Raw genomic sequence first — 16,348 nt, forward strand, 5'->3', positions numbered from 1 at the left:
GTAGAGGTGAATGACATTGACTAAAGAAGATGCAAAAGGAAACGAGCAGGTTCATACGGATTTTAAAGAGCGAATGACTTATGGAGAATACTTACAATTAGACCAGCTATTATCTGCTCAAAAACGTTTATCTGACCATCACGATGAAATGCTTTTTATCGTGATACACCAGGTAAGTGAATTATGGATGAAACTTATTCTGCATGAGTTGTGGGCTGCGGTTCATTCGATCCGAAAGGGAGAAATGCAGGAAGCTTTTAAGATGCTTTCCCGAGTGTCGAACATTCAATCCCAGATTATCCACGGATGGGATGTGTTGTCTACTTTAACGCCGGCAGAATATATTCAATTTAGAGATAAGCTGGGTCAGGCCTCCGGTTTTCAGTCGTATCAATACCGTATGGTAGAATTTGCCCTCGGCTACAAAACACCACACGTGTTAAAAATTTACGAAAAAGATCCAGTCCTGCATAAAGAGCTTAAGGAGGCTTATGAATCACCAAGTATTTATGACGCGGCGATTGAGAAGTTAATGGAGGCAGGGTTTCCTATTAATCCTCAATTAGTGGAACGTGACTATACCCAGATTTATGAGGCGGACCCTTCGGTCGAAGCTGCCTGGGCTAAAGTTTATAAAAATGTAGATGAGTACTGGAACCTCTATCAATTGGCTGAAAAGCTCGTGGATATTGAGGATTGGCTGCAGCAGTGGAGGTTCAGGCACATGAAAACAGTGGAGAGGATTATTGGCCATAAAACAGGTACAGGAGGGTCTTCTGGCGTTGGTTACTTAAAGAAAGTTCTCGATCACCGTTTTTTTCCAGAACTGTGGGAGGTAAGAACGAAAATTTAAAAAAATAAATTTTTATAACAAATGTATTAATTCATTGTTACATTTGTGTTACACTATAGGTTGAATAGATAGAGAATGATGAGGGAATCGACATGAATTCATTTAATATATATTTATCACTCCTTAGTGTAGTGTTGTTGACGGCTTGTTCGTTTTTTATGGCAGACGCGAATGGTTCTGAAGACTCCCGTTCAGCAGAACAGGAGCCATATGATATTGCTAGAAAAACAGAGACAAAAGATATAGAAGAATATCAAGTATCGGTCGAATATCCGCAAACACGCAATGATCAAATCGACCAGTCCATTATTGATTATGTGAATCAATCGAAGGATGCGTTCAAGAAGGAAAGCTATGAGTCAAAAATGGATAGCGATACTGATCAAAAGCATGCATTAGACATGAAATATGATGTGCTTCATGAGGACGAGCGTGTGTTTGTTGTTAAATTCACTGAAACCATTGATATGGGTGATGAGCAGCAGGAAAGGTTTACGGTACTAAATTTTGATAAATCCAGCGGAAAACGATTGGATTTAAAACATATTTTTACAGAAGATGATGAGTATATGAAGAAATTAACTCAATTAGCGAATGATCGGGTTGATGGCAGCTTTGAAAGAATAGCAGCAAATGAGAGTTTTAGCAATTTAGCACTTACAGGGGATCAGGTTGAAGTTTATCTTACACAAACGGAACAGCAAGAAGTGAAATCCGAAGCAGCTAAAATCAAAATTCCTAAAGCAGAACTCAAAGATCTGATGCGCCCGCGCTACGCCGAGATTCATCGTTCCTGGGTGGAGTAGATTAATAATAACGAAAGCCTAAGCGATTCATTAGAGGTTTCCTTACAAGGGAAACATCAAGAATCACTTAGGCTTTTTTTGTCGTTTCTATCATACAACTTGTTGGATCAGTGAGGGTTTAGCCTGCCAGATTTGGACAAAGTCTTCTATCATCGCACTGGCTGTTGGCAATTGCCCTGCACCTGGACCTCGTAAAGTGACAGAACCTACTAAATCCCCGGTTACGTCAATTGCATTATCTACGCCTCCGACGCCAAATAAACCGTGAGTGGACGGCAGCGACAGGGGTTCTACCTTTCCTTTTAGAACACCATCAATCACTTCCAGGGTAGCTACGTGACGAATTTTTTCTCCTTTTTCTTTTGCTCTATGGAGGTCTTCTTCGCTCAATTGAGAGATCCCTGTTAATGGTACCTCCGACCATTCAGGCTGTTTACCATACAGAAGCTGACATAGAATCATTAGCTTGTAAAAAGCGTCATGGCCTTCTATATCATTGGTTGGATCAGCTTCCGCATACCCTTTCTCTTGAGCTTCATAAAGAGCATCTGAGAAGGTTTTATCGTCTTCCTGCATCGCCGTTAAAATATAATTGCTCGTGCCGTTTAAAATCCCCTGTACCTTCGTAATATTATTGGTCTGCAGTAAGCTGGTTAATGTTCCGATAATCGGTATTCCTGCTGCAGTAGTAGCTTCGTAGCCTATTCCAACGCGTGAACCAGCCCGTTTTATAAGGTCGTTTCCGCGGGCAGCAAACATTACTTTATTAGCTGTGACGACATGGATGTTTTGGTCAAGCGCTTGATTAAGATAGGAAAAGCTCGGTTCCACTCCGACAGTAGCTTCAAAGATTACATCAGGGGCTTGGTGCAGAACGTCCTCAAAGCGGTCTGTGACCGTTACGTGGCCTGGTAAATTTCGGCTCTTATTCATGTCGTTAACGAGTACGCTCACTAAACGTACTTCTTCTCCGAGCAGGTTATGAAGCTTTTGATGTTTGTCCTGCAAAATGTGATGTATTCCCTGTCCGACGGTGCCGAAACCGAGAATGGCTGCTTTAATTGTCATGATGATTCACTGCTCCTTCTGTTAATTTTTGATGAATCCACGTCCCCCATCGGTTGAACTCCACTAAAAACCCATCATGACCATAGTCGGTTATTACATGATGATGTTCGCTATTGGGGGTGAGCTGGCTTATAGGTTCAATCAGTTCCTTGGGATAAAGCAAGTCATGCTGAAAGCTCATTGTATAAAGTGGTGCCTTATAAGCACTTACTGTTTCCTCTAAGGTCCCGCGATCTCTTGTAATATCGTGATGGTTCATCGCTTCCAATAAATAAAGATAGCTGTTTGCATCAAATCGCTCTTTTATTTTTTCTCCTTGATAATCCATATAAGATTGAATATCATACAGCGATTCGTTTTGGCTGCGGTCAAACCTTTTCTGAAATAAAGTGCCGCTTCGGTAAGTCACCATTCCGGCCATTCGAGCAATTTCAAAGCCGTGCAGCTGTTCGTTACGACTATAGTTTCCGTTCGAAAAAGCGGGGTCATCCTGAATGGCACGAGCCCCAATATGATTAAAAGCAATACCGTGATCACTTAAGAAGGGAGTGGCAGCAAGAACATAAAGCTGCTTCATAAAATCAGGGTAAAGAAGCCCCCATTCATATGTCTGCATTCCTCCAAGAGACCCGCCGACTACCGCATGGACTTCGTTTATCCCAAGCAGTCGCAAGGCTTTAAATTGAGAGTGGACCATATCGCGAATGCTGACTTGAGGAAAGGTGAGACGGTATGGTTCCCCTGTAACAGGATTCGGGCTCGCCGGTCCGGTTGATCCATGGCATCCTCCGAGAACATTAAAAGTAATCACTTGAAAAGCTCTGGTATCGATAGGACATCCTTCTCCTGCAAGGCCGTTCCACCATCCTGGGTTTTCCTGTGTTCCTATCGCGTATTGATTGCCGGTAAGGGCATGACAAATAAGAATAACAGGCGCATCTTCAGGACCGTAACGTTCATAAGCTAATGAAACATCGGGGATTGTCTCCCCGGACTCGAGGGTAAAGCTTCCAATTGAGATACGAGAATGGATTCTTTGATTGGTTATGTTTTCTATAGACATGTACAGAGCCCTCCTTACATAGATTGGCGGTACCGAACGAAAGCTAGAGGCGCCTTGATGACTACCAGACAAGCAGAGGTTAGTTGAAATTAAAGCTTCCGCACAATATAAAAACCCTCTTCTTAAATAAGAAGAGGGCAGTTCGTTAGGTTCCTCCTCTTATCTGTCAGATCATCAATGATCTGTAGGAATTAGCACCTTTTCAAGCCGCTGCTTGAAGGTTGCCGGGCGTCACAGGGCCTAGTCCCTCTGCCACTCTAGATAAGAGTTATTTAATTGGTCGTTCATAAAAGGTATGTATCGAATTATAGAATGAGACAGCTTTAATGTCAAACTATTTGTAAAAGTAGCCGGGAACGTTTGAAAGCCCGTATTGTTGGGAAAGTACGTAATCAAGACCCATAGTAAAGGAGAGTTTAAATCATGAAGGAATACAGTGTAGCACCAAATAAAGACGTAACAGGCTGGATTGTAAAAATTGAGGATGTGGCTCCTACTGATGAATATGATGAACGAGATACTGCGGTTGCCAAAGCTAAAGAATTAGCTCAGGAAAATAAACCGAGTCGTATTTTAATTCTAGATCAAAACCATGAAATAGAAGACGAAATCAAATATTAAGAAAAAAGCTCCCTTGATGGGAGTTGCAGGCTGTCGGATAATTTCTCGGCAGCCTTATTTATTAGCTTTTTACCTCCGTTGTTTTTATTTGAACTCCGCTGTTGAAATCCATCTCGGTTTTGAGCAGCGATCAGGTACCCAGGAAGCCTCCTCACTCGGTCACTTCATCCGGAAATGGAATCCTTATTAGTCGAAAAACAAACAAGATTCTACCCATCTGAAGTATAAAAAAGTCTTCTCTGCAAGAATCCCTTAAAGTGAGTTTTTAATGGATTATAATTCATAAAAGCGGTACTCTGAAGGTAATAAAGTTAAGGGTGTGCGAGTCGTATGAAGAGAGAGGCAGATGTAATAATAGTAGGGGCAAGAGTAGCGGGATCGAGCCTTGCTATTTTACTAGGCAGAATGGGGAAAAAAGTAATAATCCTTGATAAAGCTTCATTTCCCAGTGATACTCTTTCTACTCACTATTTATCCCATCTTGAATATGTCAAACAACTAGGGGTATTAGGAGCAGTAGAAGCCTCTGGATTAAGGAAAATTACACGCATGCGTACTTACATTAAGGATAGTTTTATTGAAGGGCCGCGTGCGTCCTACACCTTGATACCAAGGCGTAAACATTTTGATCAAATCCTGTTGGATAAGGCAGTAAGCTATCCAGGGGTAGAGCTTAGGCCCGGAAGTCAGGTTGTCTCCCTTATTAAAGATACCCGGCATGTTGAAGGGGTAAGAGTCAGGGATCGCCATCGTGTAAGTGAGTATAATATGTACGCCCCCCTGGTTATCGGAGCAGATGGTAAGCATTCGATGGTTGCCAGCTGGGCAGGTGCCAAAACGTACGGTGAACATTCACCGGTAAGACCGGTTTTTTACGGCTACTTCCATAATGTTTCGCCTTTATTAGAACCGACCACAGAAATTTTTCTCAATGACGGACGCATAGGTTTTTTATTTCCAATGGAGAAGGGTGTAGACTGTTTAGGCCTTGAAGTGCTTCCGGATGAATTTATAGAAATTGCTAAAAAGCCAAAGAAGTTTGAAGAAATCTATCGAAGTTTTTATGGTATGGACAGCCGATTGGAGCGTTCATCTCTACAGGGTGAGATTAGGGGCACTACCGGCATGCCGAATTTCTTTAGAGAAGCGGGCGGCAGTGGATGGGCCTTACTAGGGGATGCTGGCCACAGTAAGGATCCAAGCACCGGATTAGGTATGAACGATGCCTTTCTGCAGTCTTTTCTTCTCGCGGAAATTATTAAGGATTGGGATAATGGGGGCTCATGGAGTCAGCTTATTCAAGATTTTCAAAAACGAAGGGATAAACAACTCGAGCCAGGATATCGATTAACGATGGACTATATTCAGTCAAGAAGGCAGCTGACCCCTAATGAAGAGGCGCTTTTTCAGGCAATGGCAGCTAATCCAATGGTGTGGAACAAAATCGTCCCATCCTTGCCTGACCTGTTGAAGCGGCACTCTCAAGCTATTCCGGAACTCTATGGATCTGTGGAGCATGAAGCGAGAAGTTTTGGCTTTGAATATTGATGAAAGTGGGGGTTCTATGAACTGGACAAAAGAAGCAGCGTTTGCCAAACTACAGGAAATTTATACGGACAAAGTGATGCAGGACGAGAAGCGGAGAGTTTTTCAGCAGGTATACCGGCATTTATACGAGAACTTAGATAATTTGGCTGTTAAGTCAGGTATGAAAGAAGAAGCAGAGAAGCAGCTTCGTTTCTTCAAGGAATACACTTTTATGCCCGGGGATAACTTATTTCAATCCATGCGTTACGTTTTCTTACTGGCCAGGGGAGAGAAGGAGAAAGATCCCATAGAAACAGAGCTGCACCTCAATCGAATTTATCGTTCTCTTTTCCAGCCAGCTGGGCTGAAAAATCCTTATATCCCTGATTCTTTCTGGTCAACGACGTTAGGGGTAGCCTGCCTCGTAGCGCAGGAAGGAGTTGAATCCGTCTATCCTGTACTAGATGAAATAGTAGAAGATGAACAGCAAGCCGGCCCCGATTCCTGAGGCCGGCTTGTTATATTTGAAAGAAAGTACGTATTTGTCCCGTAATCCCTTTAAACAGGTCGTTCTCTTCCAGATTAGAAAGCATACCTTTTATAACGGCAGACCTGGGTTCTGTTTTTTGTATTTCTTCAAGAAGAACGGTGATCGTTACTTCGATGTCTCCTTCAGCCTTTTCCTTTACTTCTTCTAGTGTGCGGACGATATTATCAAGTTGATTGTAATGAAAGTCATTTGGAATCACTGTATTCATCAACTCGTCAGTTATGACCGGTTGGTCACAAGTTCGGTTAAAGCCCTCTACCAAATAATCAGCTCGCTTAAGAATAGATTCACACAATTTCTCTATATCAAAATCCACGCCTTCCAAAATAATCAAATCCATATAGGCCTTAAACATTCCCTGCATTAATAAAGTCACTTCCCATATGGTATGATCGATCTTCTTCCCGTAAATGGCGAGGAGGCTTCTTTTATAAAAAAAGTATGACTGAAATCTCATATGGCGGACAAACGCCTCTATGTCTTCATTAAACGGTATAGCCTGCTCGCGAATCTGCATAATTATAAAATCGCGGTGTTTAATGATCTCCTGATAGGTAACGGTTAGTTGTTTTATGAACTTTGTTCGTGGATCTAAATCCATGGCCTGGATCTCATCGGTTTTTTGCTCTATTTCTTTGGAATAATGGGTGAAAATGGCAAGCAGCAGCTCATCCTTCGACTTAAAATGAAGGTAGAATGCTCCCTTGGATATAGAGCATTCATTTGCGATTTCCTGCACGGATGTAGTACTGAACCCTTTTTGCGCGAACAGTTTTATCGCTTGTTCAATGATTATGATCTTTTTATCTTCCATAGTATAAACTCCTTCATTTTTTATCCTAGTTTGCAGTTTATCCTTGACTTATGACTGATTGGTCATTTATATTGTAATTTGAGTTGACCAACTAGTCAAATGAGAGGTGGAACAAATGAAATCAATTATTAATTTTTCAATGAATAATAAATTTGCGATATGGTTTATGACCATTATTATAACCATAGCAGGTTTATATGCAGGATTAAATATGAAACTGGAAACAATTCCTGACATTGAACCTCCTGTAATTACCGTGACGACTACATATCCGGGGGCTACACCGGAGGAAGTAGCAGATGAAATATCAGAACCACTGGAGAAACAGATTCAAAACTTAAGCGGAGTAGGAACAGTAAGCTCGACATCCTATCAGAATGCTTCGAACGTCCAGGTGGAATACTCATACGATAAGAGCTTAGACGAAGCAGAAGATGAATTAAGTGAAGCCATAGCGGAAGTAGAATTACCGGATGAAGTGGAGAGCCCTGACGTTTCCCGGTTAGACTTTAACGCTTTTCCTGTTGTTAGTTTGAGCGCGGTCAGTGAAGATCAGTCTCTGGAAGAATTAACGAGTACGCTTGAAGATGATGTGATCCCTTCTTTAGAAGGGCTGGAAGGTGTAGCTGATGTTCAGGTTTCAGGACAGCAGCTGGAAGAAGTTACGCTCGATTTCAATGATGAGGCATTAGCTGAATATGGGCTAGATGAAGATACGATAATTGAAATGATTCAAGGATCTGATGTTTCCATGCCTCTTGGTTTATATACTTTTGATGACACTGAAAAATCAGTGCTTGTAGATGGAGATCTGGGAAGCATTGAAGAACTTGAAAACTTGCAAATCCCTGCTGTACCCGCCCAAAGCCAGGACCAGTCAGACAGCCAAATGCCACAAGAAGGAATGGAGCAGGGGGGAACATCGGCACAAATGCCGGAAGGAGCACAAAGACAAAATGAAGATATTCCTACGGTTGCCTTAGAGGAGCTTGCAGACATCGAATTGACCGGTCAGGCAGAATCGATTTCCCGTACGAACGGGGAAGATTCCGTTTCCCTGCAGATTGTGAAGTCTCAGGAAGCCAATACCGTGGATGTAGTTAATCTAGTAAAAGATGAAACAGCGGAATTTAAAGACGAATTAAATGGAGTAGACTTTGTTTATTCTTTTGATCAGGGTGAACCAATAGAAGAATCGGTCAGCACAATGCTGAATAAAGCATTATTCGGCGGTTTGTTTGCTATTGTAGTCATTCTGTTGTTCCTGCGTAATATTAAAACAACGCTCATTTCTGTCATTTCGATCCCATTATCTTTATTAATGGCCATACTGGTGTTAAATCAAATGGGCATTACATTAAATATCATGACTCTGGGGGCTATGACGGTAGCCATTGGACGGGTAGTAGATGATTCCATTGTAGTCGTTGAAAACATTTACCGGCGAATGTCGCTGCCTGGCGAAGAATTGAAAGGAAAAGCACTAATCCACTCGGCAACGAGGGAGATGTTTATGCCGATTTTATCTTCCACCATCGTTACTATTGCTGTGTTCTTGCCGCTTGGGTTAGTGGAAGGAGTGGTAGGGCAGGTCTTTCTTCCATTTGCCTTAACCGTGGTGTTTGCCTTGATCGCATCATTAATTGTGGCAGTAACAATTGTGCCTATGATGTCTCATTCGTTATTAAAGCCTGATAAAATAAAACATCATCAGGAAGAAAAAGAAAATGGCAAATTAGCGAAATGGTATAAGTCGTTATTAACACGCACGTTAAATCATAAAATTATTGCATCTGTGCTGGCGGTTGGCATTTTAGTTGGAAGTATTGCGCTGCTGCCATTAGTCGGAGTCAGTTTCCTCCCTTCAGAGGATCAAAAAATGGTGATGGCCACTTATAATCCTGAACCAGGGCAAACTACTGAAGATGTTGAAGAATTAGCGATAGAGGCTCAAGAATATTTTGAAGGCCGTAAAGGTGCAAATACTATTCAGTACTCCGTAGGTGGAGAAAACCCGATGAGTCCCGGGGCTTCAAATCAAGCGGCCTTCAATGTGGAATATGACGAGGACACAGAGAATTTTGAAGATGAATCTGAACAGGTCATCAAAGATTTACAAAGCATAACGGACCAAGGAGAATGGGCTTCCCAGGACTTTTCATCGACAGGTTCAAGCAGTGAAGTAGAGTTATTAGTTTATGGTGATAACCTGGAGGAGATCAAGCCCGTCGTAGAAGAAGTTGAAGGCATCCTTACTGAAAGAGATGATCTGGCTAATGTAGATTCAAGTGTGGCAGAATCCTATGAGGAATACCAGCTTGTTATCGATCATGATCGTTTAAGCGAGTTAGGATTAACAGCAGGGCAAGTTGGAATGGAATTAAATCAAAACCCTCAGCGATCGGTTATTACTACGGTACAGCAGGATTCTAAAGAACTTAATGTGTATACTGATGCTGAGGATGAAGAATATCAGGCGATCGAAGACTTAACGAGCAAGGAGATTGAAACGGCCACCGGTGAGACGATCGAAATTAGTGAAGTGGTCGATGTTGAAGAGGGAACTACAGCAGATACGGTAACTCGCCGTGATGGGCAGGTCTATGCTAGTGTAAGTGCCTCCGTTACGTCGGAAGATATCGGAGCCGTTTCTTCAGAAATTCAGGAAGAAATCGATGAATTAGAAGTGCCTTCGGGTATGGAAATCTCACTTGGCGGAGTAACGGAGGACATTGAAGAATCCTTTACACAGCTTGGATTAGCGATGCTTGCAGCAATTGCTATAGTGTATCTCGTACTTGTGATATTCTTTGGAGGGGCTCTTGCTCCATTTGCGATATTGTTCTCCCTGCCGTTTACAGTAATTGGAGCTGTAGTTGGATTACTAATCAGTGGAGAGACGTTAAGTATATCGGCGATGATCGGCGGTTTAATGCTTATTGGAATTGTGGTCACGAATGCGATCGTACTTATTGACCGCGTGATTCACAAAGAAAATGAAGGCTATTCGACGAGGGAAGCCTTGCTTGACGCTGGTGCAACAAGGCTGCGTCCGATTTTAATGACAGCCCTTGCGACAATTGGAGCTTTACTGCCTTTAGCTCTTGGCTTTGAAGGTGGCTCAATTATTAGTAAAGGACTTGGTGTAACGGTCATTGGCGGACTTGCAAGCTCGACCCTGCTTACTCTGTTAATTGTTCCATTAGTTTATGAAATATTAAGTAAATGGAGAAAGAAAGAAGCAGGGTCTGCTGATTAATTTAATCGAACCCGTTTTTGTGGTGGAGGTTCACAGCTTGCGGAGAAACCCTTGTTTTCTCTGCAAGCTTTTTTGTATCTCCTGCCGCTTCTTTTGACTAAAAAAGATGGTTCTCCATTCCATGGTGAGGGGAAAAGAGTTAGGACACACGTCTTAACTTTTGGAATAAAAGAGCAAGCTCGGATTTAATGATTAGAAAGGGGAGAGCAAATGGATCATTTTGATATTACTATTATCGGCGCTGGTTTAACGGGGATTACTGCGGCTTCACGACTCCAGAAAAATGGAAAAAAAGTGCTCCTTATCGATAAAGGGAATAATGTAGGAGGTCGTCTTGCTACGAGTTGTCTAGCAAAGGGCAGGGCAGATCATGGAGCACAGTTTTTTACTGTTCGTACGAAAGACCTGCAGCAGGAAGTTGATAATTGGCTTGAAAAAGGATGGATCAAACACTGGTTTGGAGATGATTATCCCCGCTATACATCTGTAAATGGTATGAACAGTTTAGCGGTTAATTTAGCGGATGGACTTCCAACTAAACTTAACACGAGCGTATCCCATTGGAGGAAAGAAGAAGGGAAATACAGGGTAGCTGCTGAAGGTCAATCCGGCTGGTTGACTGAGAAAGTGATCCTCACTACTCCCGGTCCCCAGGCGGCAGAAATATTACAGAACAGCGGCATTGATGCAAAGGCTCTGCAGGAAATCACATTTCAGCCTACTTACGTGGGGATGTTCCGTTTTAACCACCCGACAGCTCTTCCGAACTCCGGTCATGTTGATCAGGACCTGCCTGCCGGCGTCGAGCGGTTGGTTGATCATTATAAAAAAGGCATTTCTAATGAAGTGGTTGTCAGTATTTATATGACTGCCGACTGGTCTGCTGAACATTTTGGAAAGAGCGACGTTCTCGTTCGAATGAAAAAAAGTGTCCAGGGATATTTTGATTTTGAAGATCTGCAGTCACAACAATTAAAAACATGGCGTTATGCACAGGCCGTCAATACTTATCCTGGATCATATGCAGCCTTGACGAATTCTGTGTTGGTCGCAGGGGATGCCTTTTTACGTCACGATGATGCGGCCGGGCGTACTCGTTTTGAAAGTGCTTTTCTTTCAGGAATTGATGTAGCAGAAGCCGCCATCGTATGATTAAATAAAGTAGTTTTATTGGTATTCCCGGAATCTGGGAAAAGGGCAGGAGAGCCCCGTGCTGTACATCTATATCCACATAAAGGAAACTTTTAAAGTGATTTTTACTCAGTTACCAGGTGCTTCATATTTCCTTAGTCGTTTGAAACGGGAAAACGTGTAAACAGCTAACCCAGACCAAATGAGTATAAATGACACGGCATGGACATCTGTAAATGGCTCTTCATACAAAAACACCCCAAGGATAAGCATGATGGTCGGTGCGAAGTATTGAAGAAATCCTACTAATGAAAGCGGTATGCGTTTAGCGCCGGCAGCAAAAAGAAGGAGCGGAATGGCTGTAGCTATTCCGGCTCCAAATACGAGCACAGTGTTCCACGATATCCAATTGACCTGCTCGTAGGAGCGTGTAATCCCTGTCAGGTAAATAAGAGCCAGTGGAGAAACGATTAACGTTTCGATCATGAGCCCAAACATAGCATTTAAGGGAACTAATTTCTTCAGTAAGCCATACATGCCGAAGCTGAAAGCTAATAGTAAGGCGATCCATGGAACAGAACCAAAGTGTACCGTCATATAAATCACACCGCTTGCGGCAAGCAGAAATGCGATCCACTGTGGCCTCGTGAACGTTTCTTTCAAGACAATCATTCCCAGCATTATGCTGACTAGAGGATTAATGTAATAGCCTAAACTGGCTTCTACAACATGATTATTATTGACACCCCATATGTAAGTAAGCCAGTTCAGGCTGATCATTAACGACGCTAAAGTTATTCCGATCAAGCTGCGTTTCTTCTGCCATACCTGCTTGGCTTCTACAACAAATTCACGACGTTTTCGAAGGAACAGAATCACTATAGTCATAAATACAGCAGACCAAATAATGCGGTGAGCTAATATTTCAAATGGCGGGATGTGCTGCATTAACTTCCAGTAAATAGGGAGAAAACCCCACAATACGTAGGCGCCGCTTGTATATATTATTCCTAACCTTTGCTCCTCTTCCATAAGTCAAAACCCTCTCCCGAACCCGAATACTAATGCTATTTTAGCCAACTAAAGGAAAGTTGGAAAGGATTTGAACTTAAAAAAAGTAAAGACGCATCATCTGCGCCTTTACTGTTGATCAGAATGTTCATTGAATTCTTCATCCTCGTTAGGAAGATGGCGTACTTCATCCGTGTCACTATAAGCGATTTTCTTCAGCGGTTTCTTAGCAGGACCTTCTAAGACTTCTCCATCAAACGAGAAGCGGGAACCGTGGCAAGGGCAATCCCAGCTGTGCTCTCCACTGTTCCATTCTACTTCACATCCCATGTGTGTACATGTTGTATCCAGCACATGCAGTTCACCATGTTCATCCTTATAAGCGCCTGCGCGTTCACCCTTCCACTGAATGACCGCACCTTCGCCTTTTAATAAAGCTTCGGGACGAGTACCGACCAGCTCTATTTTTCCTTCCATCAAATGGGCGGCAACATTGGTATTATTCTTCAAAAATTCTTTCATGCTTGGATCCGCTTTAAAACGCGAAGGGATAAACACTGGTTTATAAAGGGAATCTCTGCCCATTACGTAGTCAGTCAACAGTTCTCCCGCAACGCGACTGTTAGTCATTCCCCATTTTCTAAATCCTGTTGCGAGGAAAATGTGTTTGCTGTCTTTTCGTATCGGCCCGATGTATGGAACTTTATCTAAAGTCGTCAAATCCTGAGCCGACCATTGAAAAAGCTTCGACTTAATGCCAAAGGTCCGGCTGGCAAACTCTTCAAGTGCATGATAGTGAAAAAGGTTGTCTCCGCCTTCACCGGTCCGGTGACTTTCGCCGCCAATGAGAAGGATTTCTTTACCCTCATATTCAACTGAACGGACGGAACGTTTAGGTTCATCGATGGACAGGTACATGCCGCCTTCCCATTTATGTTCAGGTTCAATGGCGATTACATAGGAGCGTTCCGCGTACATTCGGCTGAAATAAAAACCTCTGCCATCATGGAATGGGAAGTGCGTACAAATTACTAAGTCATCACACGTAACCGAAACATCTTGATCGGTCTCTACTTCTATACGGTTTTTCTCTTGTACTTTTAAGGCAGTTGTATTCTCATAAATGGTACCGCCTAAATTAAGAAACTCCTCAATAAGTGCCGATAAATAAAGTAGAGGGTGGAACTGAGCTTGGTTTGTCATAGCTAAAGCCGAGGAAGCTTCTGCATCAAATGGCACATGGGTTTCCATCGGCTGAGGGATTTCCAGTCGTTCATAAGCCTCGCGTTCTTTTTCTATTTTTCTTGTGCCTTCTTTCGTAGTAGCATACAGGTAAGCATCCTGTCTGGACCACTCACAATAAATGTCTAACTCTTGCACTGTATTTTCAATAGAGGTAATGGCGTCTGACTGCGCTTTATAATACAGGGCGGCATGGTCTTCACCAAAGTGATCCATCAGCTCATGATAGATTAAACCGTGCTGTGCTGTAACTTTGGCGGTAGTGTGTCCAGTCGTCCCGTTTAATAAACAACCGGCCTCAATAAGAGCAACTTTTTTCCCTTCCTTTGCAAGCAGAAAGGCAGTTGTAATACCCGTGATTCCCCCACCTATAACAGCGACTTCTGTATCTTGTGGTTCAGTTAACTTTTCGAAGGAAGGAAGATCTGCTGTTCTTTTCCATAACGGTTCAGGGTGCGTCCAATCCAATTTTTTATCCATGCTTAACCTCCTAATGGTCGCTTTTTTTCAGTTTGTCCTAAGCAGGAAAAATCATGTAAGTGAATTGAACAACGGTTTTTTTCTCCTCACGGGCCGTTCCGCGGGTGGAAATATAGAGATACAAATGATATATTAGAAGAAGTGCTTGCAGTCGCAAGCTTTTTTTTATGATATTCATTACCTAGGTAACGATAGGAGGAGAAGCACGTGTCATTGGTTTTTCATCATATTCTACAGCTGTCGCGGGAGGTTAATACGTATTTAAATGAGGCATTGAAGAAGGAAGATATTTATATGTCGCACTGAGCTGTCATTTTTCAACTGCATGAAAACGGACAGTTAACTCAAACACAGTTAAAGGATCGTTTAAATATAGAAGCACCACCTTTATCCCGTACCGTAGCTCGTTTGGAAGAGCTCGGATATATAGAAAAATATGTGAGTGAAGATAAAAGGACGAATAATATTAAACTTTCTGAAGAGGGAGAAGCGAATTATCCAAAATGGCAGGCTTTAATTCAAACGGCAGAAAATTCATTGCTTCAGGAACTTGGAGAGAAGCGGAAAACTGAATTGGATGACCATGTATTAACGCTGTCGGCTGTCATCCGGAAAATAAAGGGGGGAGACAAATGAAATCTCGAGCTAAATTGTGGACGTGGGATTTTATAAACGTGTGGATTAGTAATTTCTTTGTTTTTCTGGTGTTTTACTTACTGTTTGTGACGATGCCTGTTTATATTATGGAGGATATTGAGGCAGGTCAAGGAGCAGCCGGACTTGTAATTACGGTATTTCTTTTAGCGGCTATCTTAATACGTCCTTTAACTGGACACTGGGTCGAGACGGTTGGCCGGATGCCTGTATTACTTATAGCCTTATCCATTTTTGGTATAAGCTCCATCCTTTATGTGACAACAGACTCATTAATTGCAATACTGCTGATTCGGTTTCTTCACGGCGTTGGATTTGGCATGGGCACCACAGTTTTAGGAGCCTTAGCAGCTGATGTTGTTCCTAGTCAGCGCAAAGGAGAAGGGATGGGCTACTTCGCAATGTCGATGAATTTCGCCATGGTCATTGGCCCGTTTCTTGGTTTAACCCTTATTCAATCCTTTAGTTATTCTATTATGTTTATCAGCTGTATCGCAGCCGCCGCTATTGCTTTTCTCACAGGAGTTACGATTAAAGCTCCTCAGGCCAAGCCTTTATCAAAAGGAGAAAGAGAAAGCATCATTCCTAAGCTGGACGGCCTTTTTGAAAAGTCGGTCATCCCGATCGCGGTTACTGGAGCTATCGTAGCACTTGCCTATGCAGGGGTGCTTTCTTTTGTTTCTGTTTATGCGAAGGATCTAGGGCTGGAAGAAGCGTCCAGTTACTTTTTTGTTGTTTATGCCGTTGTGCTGCTGGTTTCACGACCTTTTACCGGCCGGTGGTTTGACCGGTATGGGGAAAATGTAATTGTTATTCCTTCCATTATCACATTCGGTATCGGTCTCATCGTTTTAAGTCTTGCTGAAAATTCACTGATGCTCCTGATTGCTGGAGGTTTAATAGGACTAGGCTGGGGCACAATGGTGCCTAGTATGCAGACGATCGCTCTGCAAAAAGTACCGGAACGAGCGGGTTCCGCTACCGCTACATTTTTCACGATCTTTGATACGGGCGTTGGGTTTGGTTCATACGTAGTGGGGGTAGCAGCCTCAGGAATCGGATTGTCTTCTCTTTACTTTCAAAGCTCTTTCTTTGTCTTTGCTGCTGTCTTCCTATATGTATGGCTTCACGGTCGGAAAACAAAAGCAGACCCTCATTCTCAAATGGAGTACTCTTCTTAATTGGAGGAGTGCTCTTTTTTAATTAGGGGGAGAGAACGTACAGAAAATAATTAAAGCAGGTGAAATTCGAACGCTTACCAATAGGACA

14 protein-coding genes and 1 riboswitch are annotated in these 16,348 nt (G+C 42.6%); of the genes, 9 read left to right on the plus strand and 5 right to left on the minus strand.

The window, feature by feature from the left end; all coding sequences use genetic code 11:
• Window positions 1-16 precede the first annotated feature (16 nt).
• Both kynA and C1A12_RS02475 read left to right on the plus strand, forming a co-directional pair.
• Window positions 17-853 (plus strand): tryptophan 2,3-dioxygenase, encoded by an 837-nt coding sequence (gene kynA, locus C1A12_RS02470; protein ID WP_373420417.1) that lies wholly within the window; start codon window positions 17-19, stop codon window positions 851-853.
• A gap of 92 nt (window positions 854-945) precedes the next feature.
• On the plus strand, window positions 946-1,659 hold the full coding sequence (locus C1A12_RS02475; protein WP_101842266.1) for a hypothetical protein: 714 nt from the start codon (window positions 946-948) through the stop codon (window positions 1,657-1,659).
• Between the two features lie 90 nt (window positions 1,660-1,749).
• Here C1A12_RS02475 and C1A12_RS02480 read toward each other — a convergent pair whose 3' ends face one another.
• Entirely contained in the window at window positions 1,750-2,727 is a 978-nt protein-coding gene (locus tag C1A12_RS02480; protein ID WP_235001510.1) for a homoserine dehydrogenase, read from the minus strand.
• Entirely contained in the window at window positions 2,717-3,790 is a 1,074-nt protein-coding gene (locus C1A12_RS02485; protein ID WP_101842268.1) for a homoserine O-acetyltransferase, read from the minus strand. Before C1A12_RS02485 ends, C1A12_RS02480 begins: the two co-directional genes overlap by 11 nt.
• A gap of 156 nt (window positions 3,791-3,946) precedes the next feature.
• Window positions 3,947-4,058: riboswitch (SAM riboswitch) on the minus strand.
• Between the two features lie 155 nt (window positions 4,059-4,213).
• On the opposite strand from C1A12_RS02485, the gene C1A12_RS02490 reads away from it, so the two are divergent.
• The 3 genes from C1A12_RS02490 to C1A12_RS02500 all read left to right on the plus strand — a co-directional run bounded on the left by C1A12_RS02490 (window position 4,214) and on the right by C1A12_RS02500 (window position 6,446).
• Window positions 4,214-4,411 carry a DUF2188 domain-containing protein gene (locus tag C1A12_RS02490; protein WP_101842269.1) on the plus strand — a complete coding sequence of 66 codons (198 nt, stop codon included), beginning with the start codon at window positions 4,214-4,216 and terminating at the stop codon, window positions 4,409-4,411.
• A gap of 330 nt (window positions 4,412-4,741) precedes the next feature.
• Entirely contained in the window at window positions 4,742-5,959 is a 1,218-nt protein-coding gene (locus C1A12_RS02495) for an NAD(P)/FAD-dependent oxidoreductase (protein ID WP_101842270.1), read from the plus strand.
• Between the two features lie 16 nt (window positions 5,960-5,975).
• Window positions 5,976-6,446: a hypothetical protein gene (locus tag C1A12_RS02500; protein ID WP_101843260.1), complete on the plus strand. Its 471-nt coding sequence runs from the start codon at window positions 5,976-5,978 to the stop codon at window positions 6,444-6,446.
• Window positions 6,447-6,456: 10 nt separating this feature from the next.
• Here C1A12_RS02500 and C1A12_RS02505 read toward each other — a convergent pair whose 3' ends face one another.
• Entirely contained in the window at window positions 6,457-7,302 is an 846-nt protein-coding gene (locus C1A12_RS02505; protein WP_101842271.1) for a TetR/AcrR family transcriptional regulator, read from the minus strand.
• A gap of 115 nt (window positions 7,303-7,417) precedes the next feature.
• On the opposite strand from C1A12_RS02505, the gene C1A12_RS02510 reads away from it, so the two are divergent.
• Window positions 7,418-10,561, plus strand: coding sequence for an efflux RND transporter permease subunit (locus C1A12_RS02510; RefSeq protein ID WP_101842272.1), 3,144 nt, complete (start codon window positions 7,418-7,420; stop codon window positions 10,559-10,561).
• 210 nt (window positions 10,562-10,771) lie between these two features.
• Window positions 10,772-11,713, plus strand: coding sequence for an NAD(P)/FAD-dependent oxidoreductase (locus C1A12_RS02515; RefSeq protein ID WP_101842273.1), 942 nt, complete (start codon window positions 10,772-10,774; stop codon window positions 11,711-11,713).
• A gap of 108 nt (window positions 11,714-11,821) precedes the next feature.
• Here the strand turns inward: C1A12_RS02515 and rarD are convergent, their stop codons facing one another.
• Window positions 11,822-12,724: an EamA family transporter RarD gene (rarD, locus tag C1A12_RS02520; RefSeq protein ID WP_101842274.1), complete on the minus strand. Its 903-nt coding sequence runs from the start codon at window positions 12,722-12,724 to the stop codon at window positions 11,822-11,824.
• A gap of 108 nt (window positions 12,725-12,832) precedes the next feature.
• Window positions 12,833-14,425 carry an FAD-dependent oxidoreductase gene (locus C1A12_RS02525; protein WP_101842275.1) on the minus strand — a complete coding sequence of 531 codons (1,593 nt, stop codon included), beginning with the start codon at window positions 14,423-14,425 and terminating at the stop codon, window positions 12,833-12,835.
• 321 nt (window positions 14,426-14,746) lie between these two features.
• Between C1A12_RS02525 and C1A12_RS21480 the strand changes: the two genes are divergently transcribed.
• Together C1A12_RS21480 and C1A12_RS02535 are read left to right on the plus strand one after the other, a co-directional pair.
• Entirely contained in the window at window positions 14,747-15,061 is a 315-nt protein-coding gene (locus C1A12_RS21480; protein WP_255408397.1) for a MarR family winged helix-turn-helix transcriptional regulator, read from the plus strand.
• The gene (locus tag C1A12_RS02535; protein ID WP_101842277.1) at window positions 15,058-16,260 is read left to right on the plus strand and encodes an MFS transporter; all 1,203 of its coding nucleotides are present in this window, start codon (window positions 15,058-15,060) and stop codon (window positions 16,258-16,260) included. Before C1A12_RS21480 ends, C1A12_RS02535 begins: the two co-directional genes overlap by 4 nt.
• The last annotated feature ends 88 nt before the right edge of the window (window positions 16,261-16,348 follow it).

It is taken from the genome of Halobacillus sp. Marseille-P3879 (assembly GCF_900240285.1).
Classification (GTDB): domain Bacteria; phylum Bacillota; class Bacilli; order Bacillales; family Halobacillaceae; genus Halobacillus_A.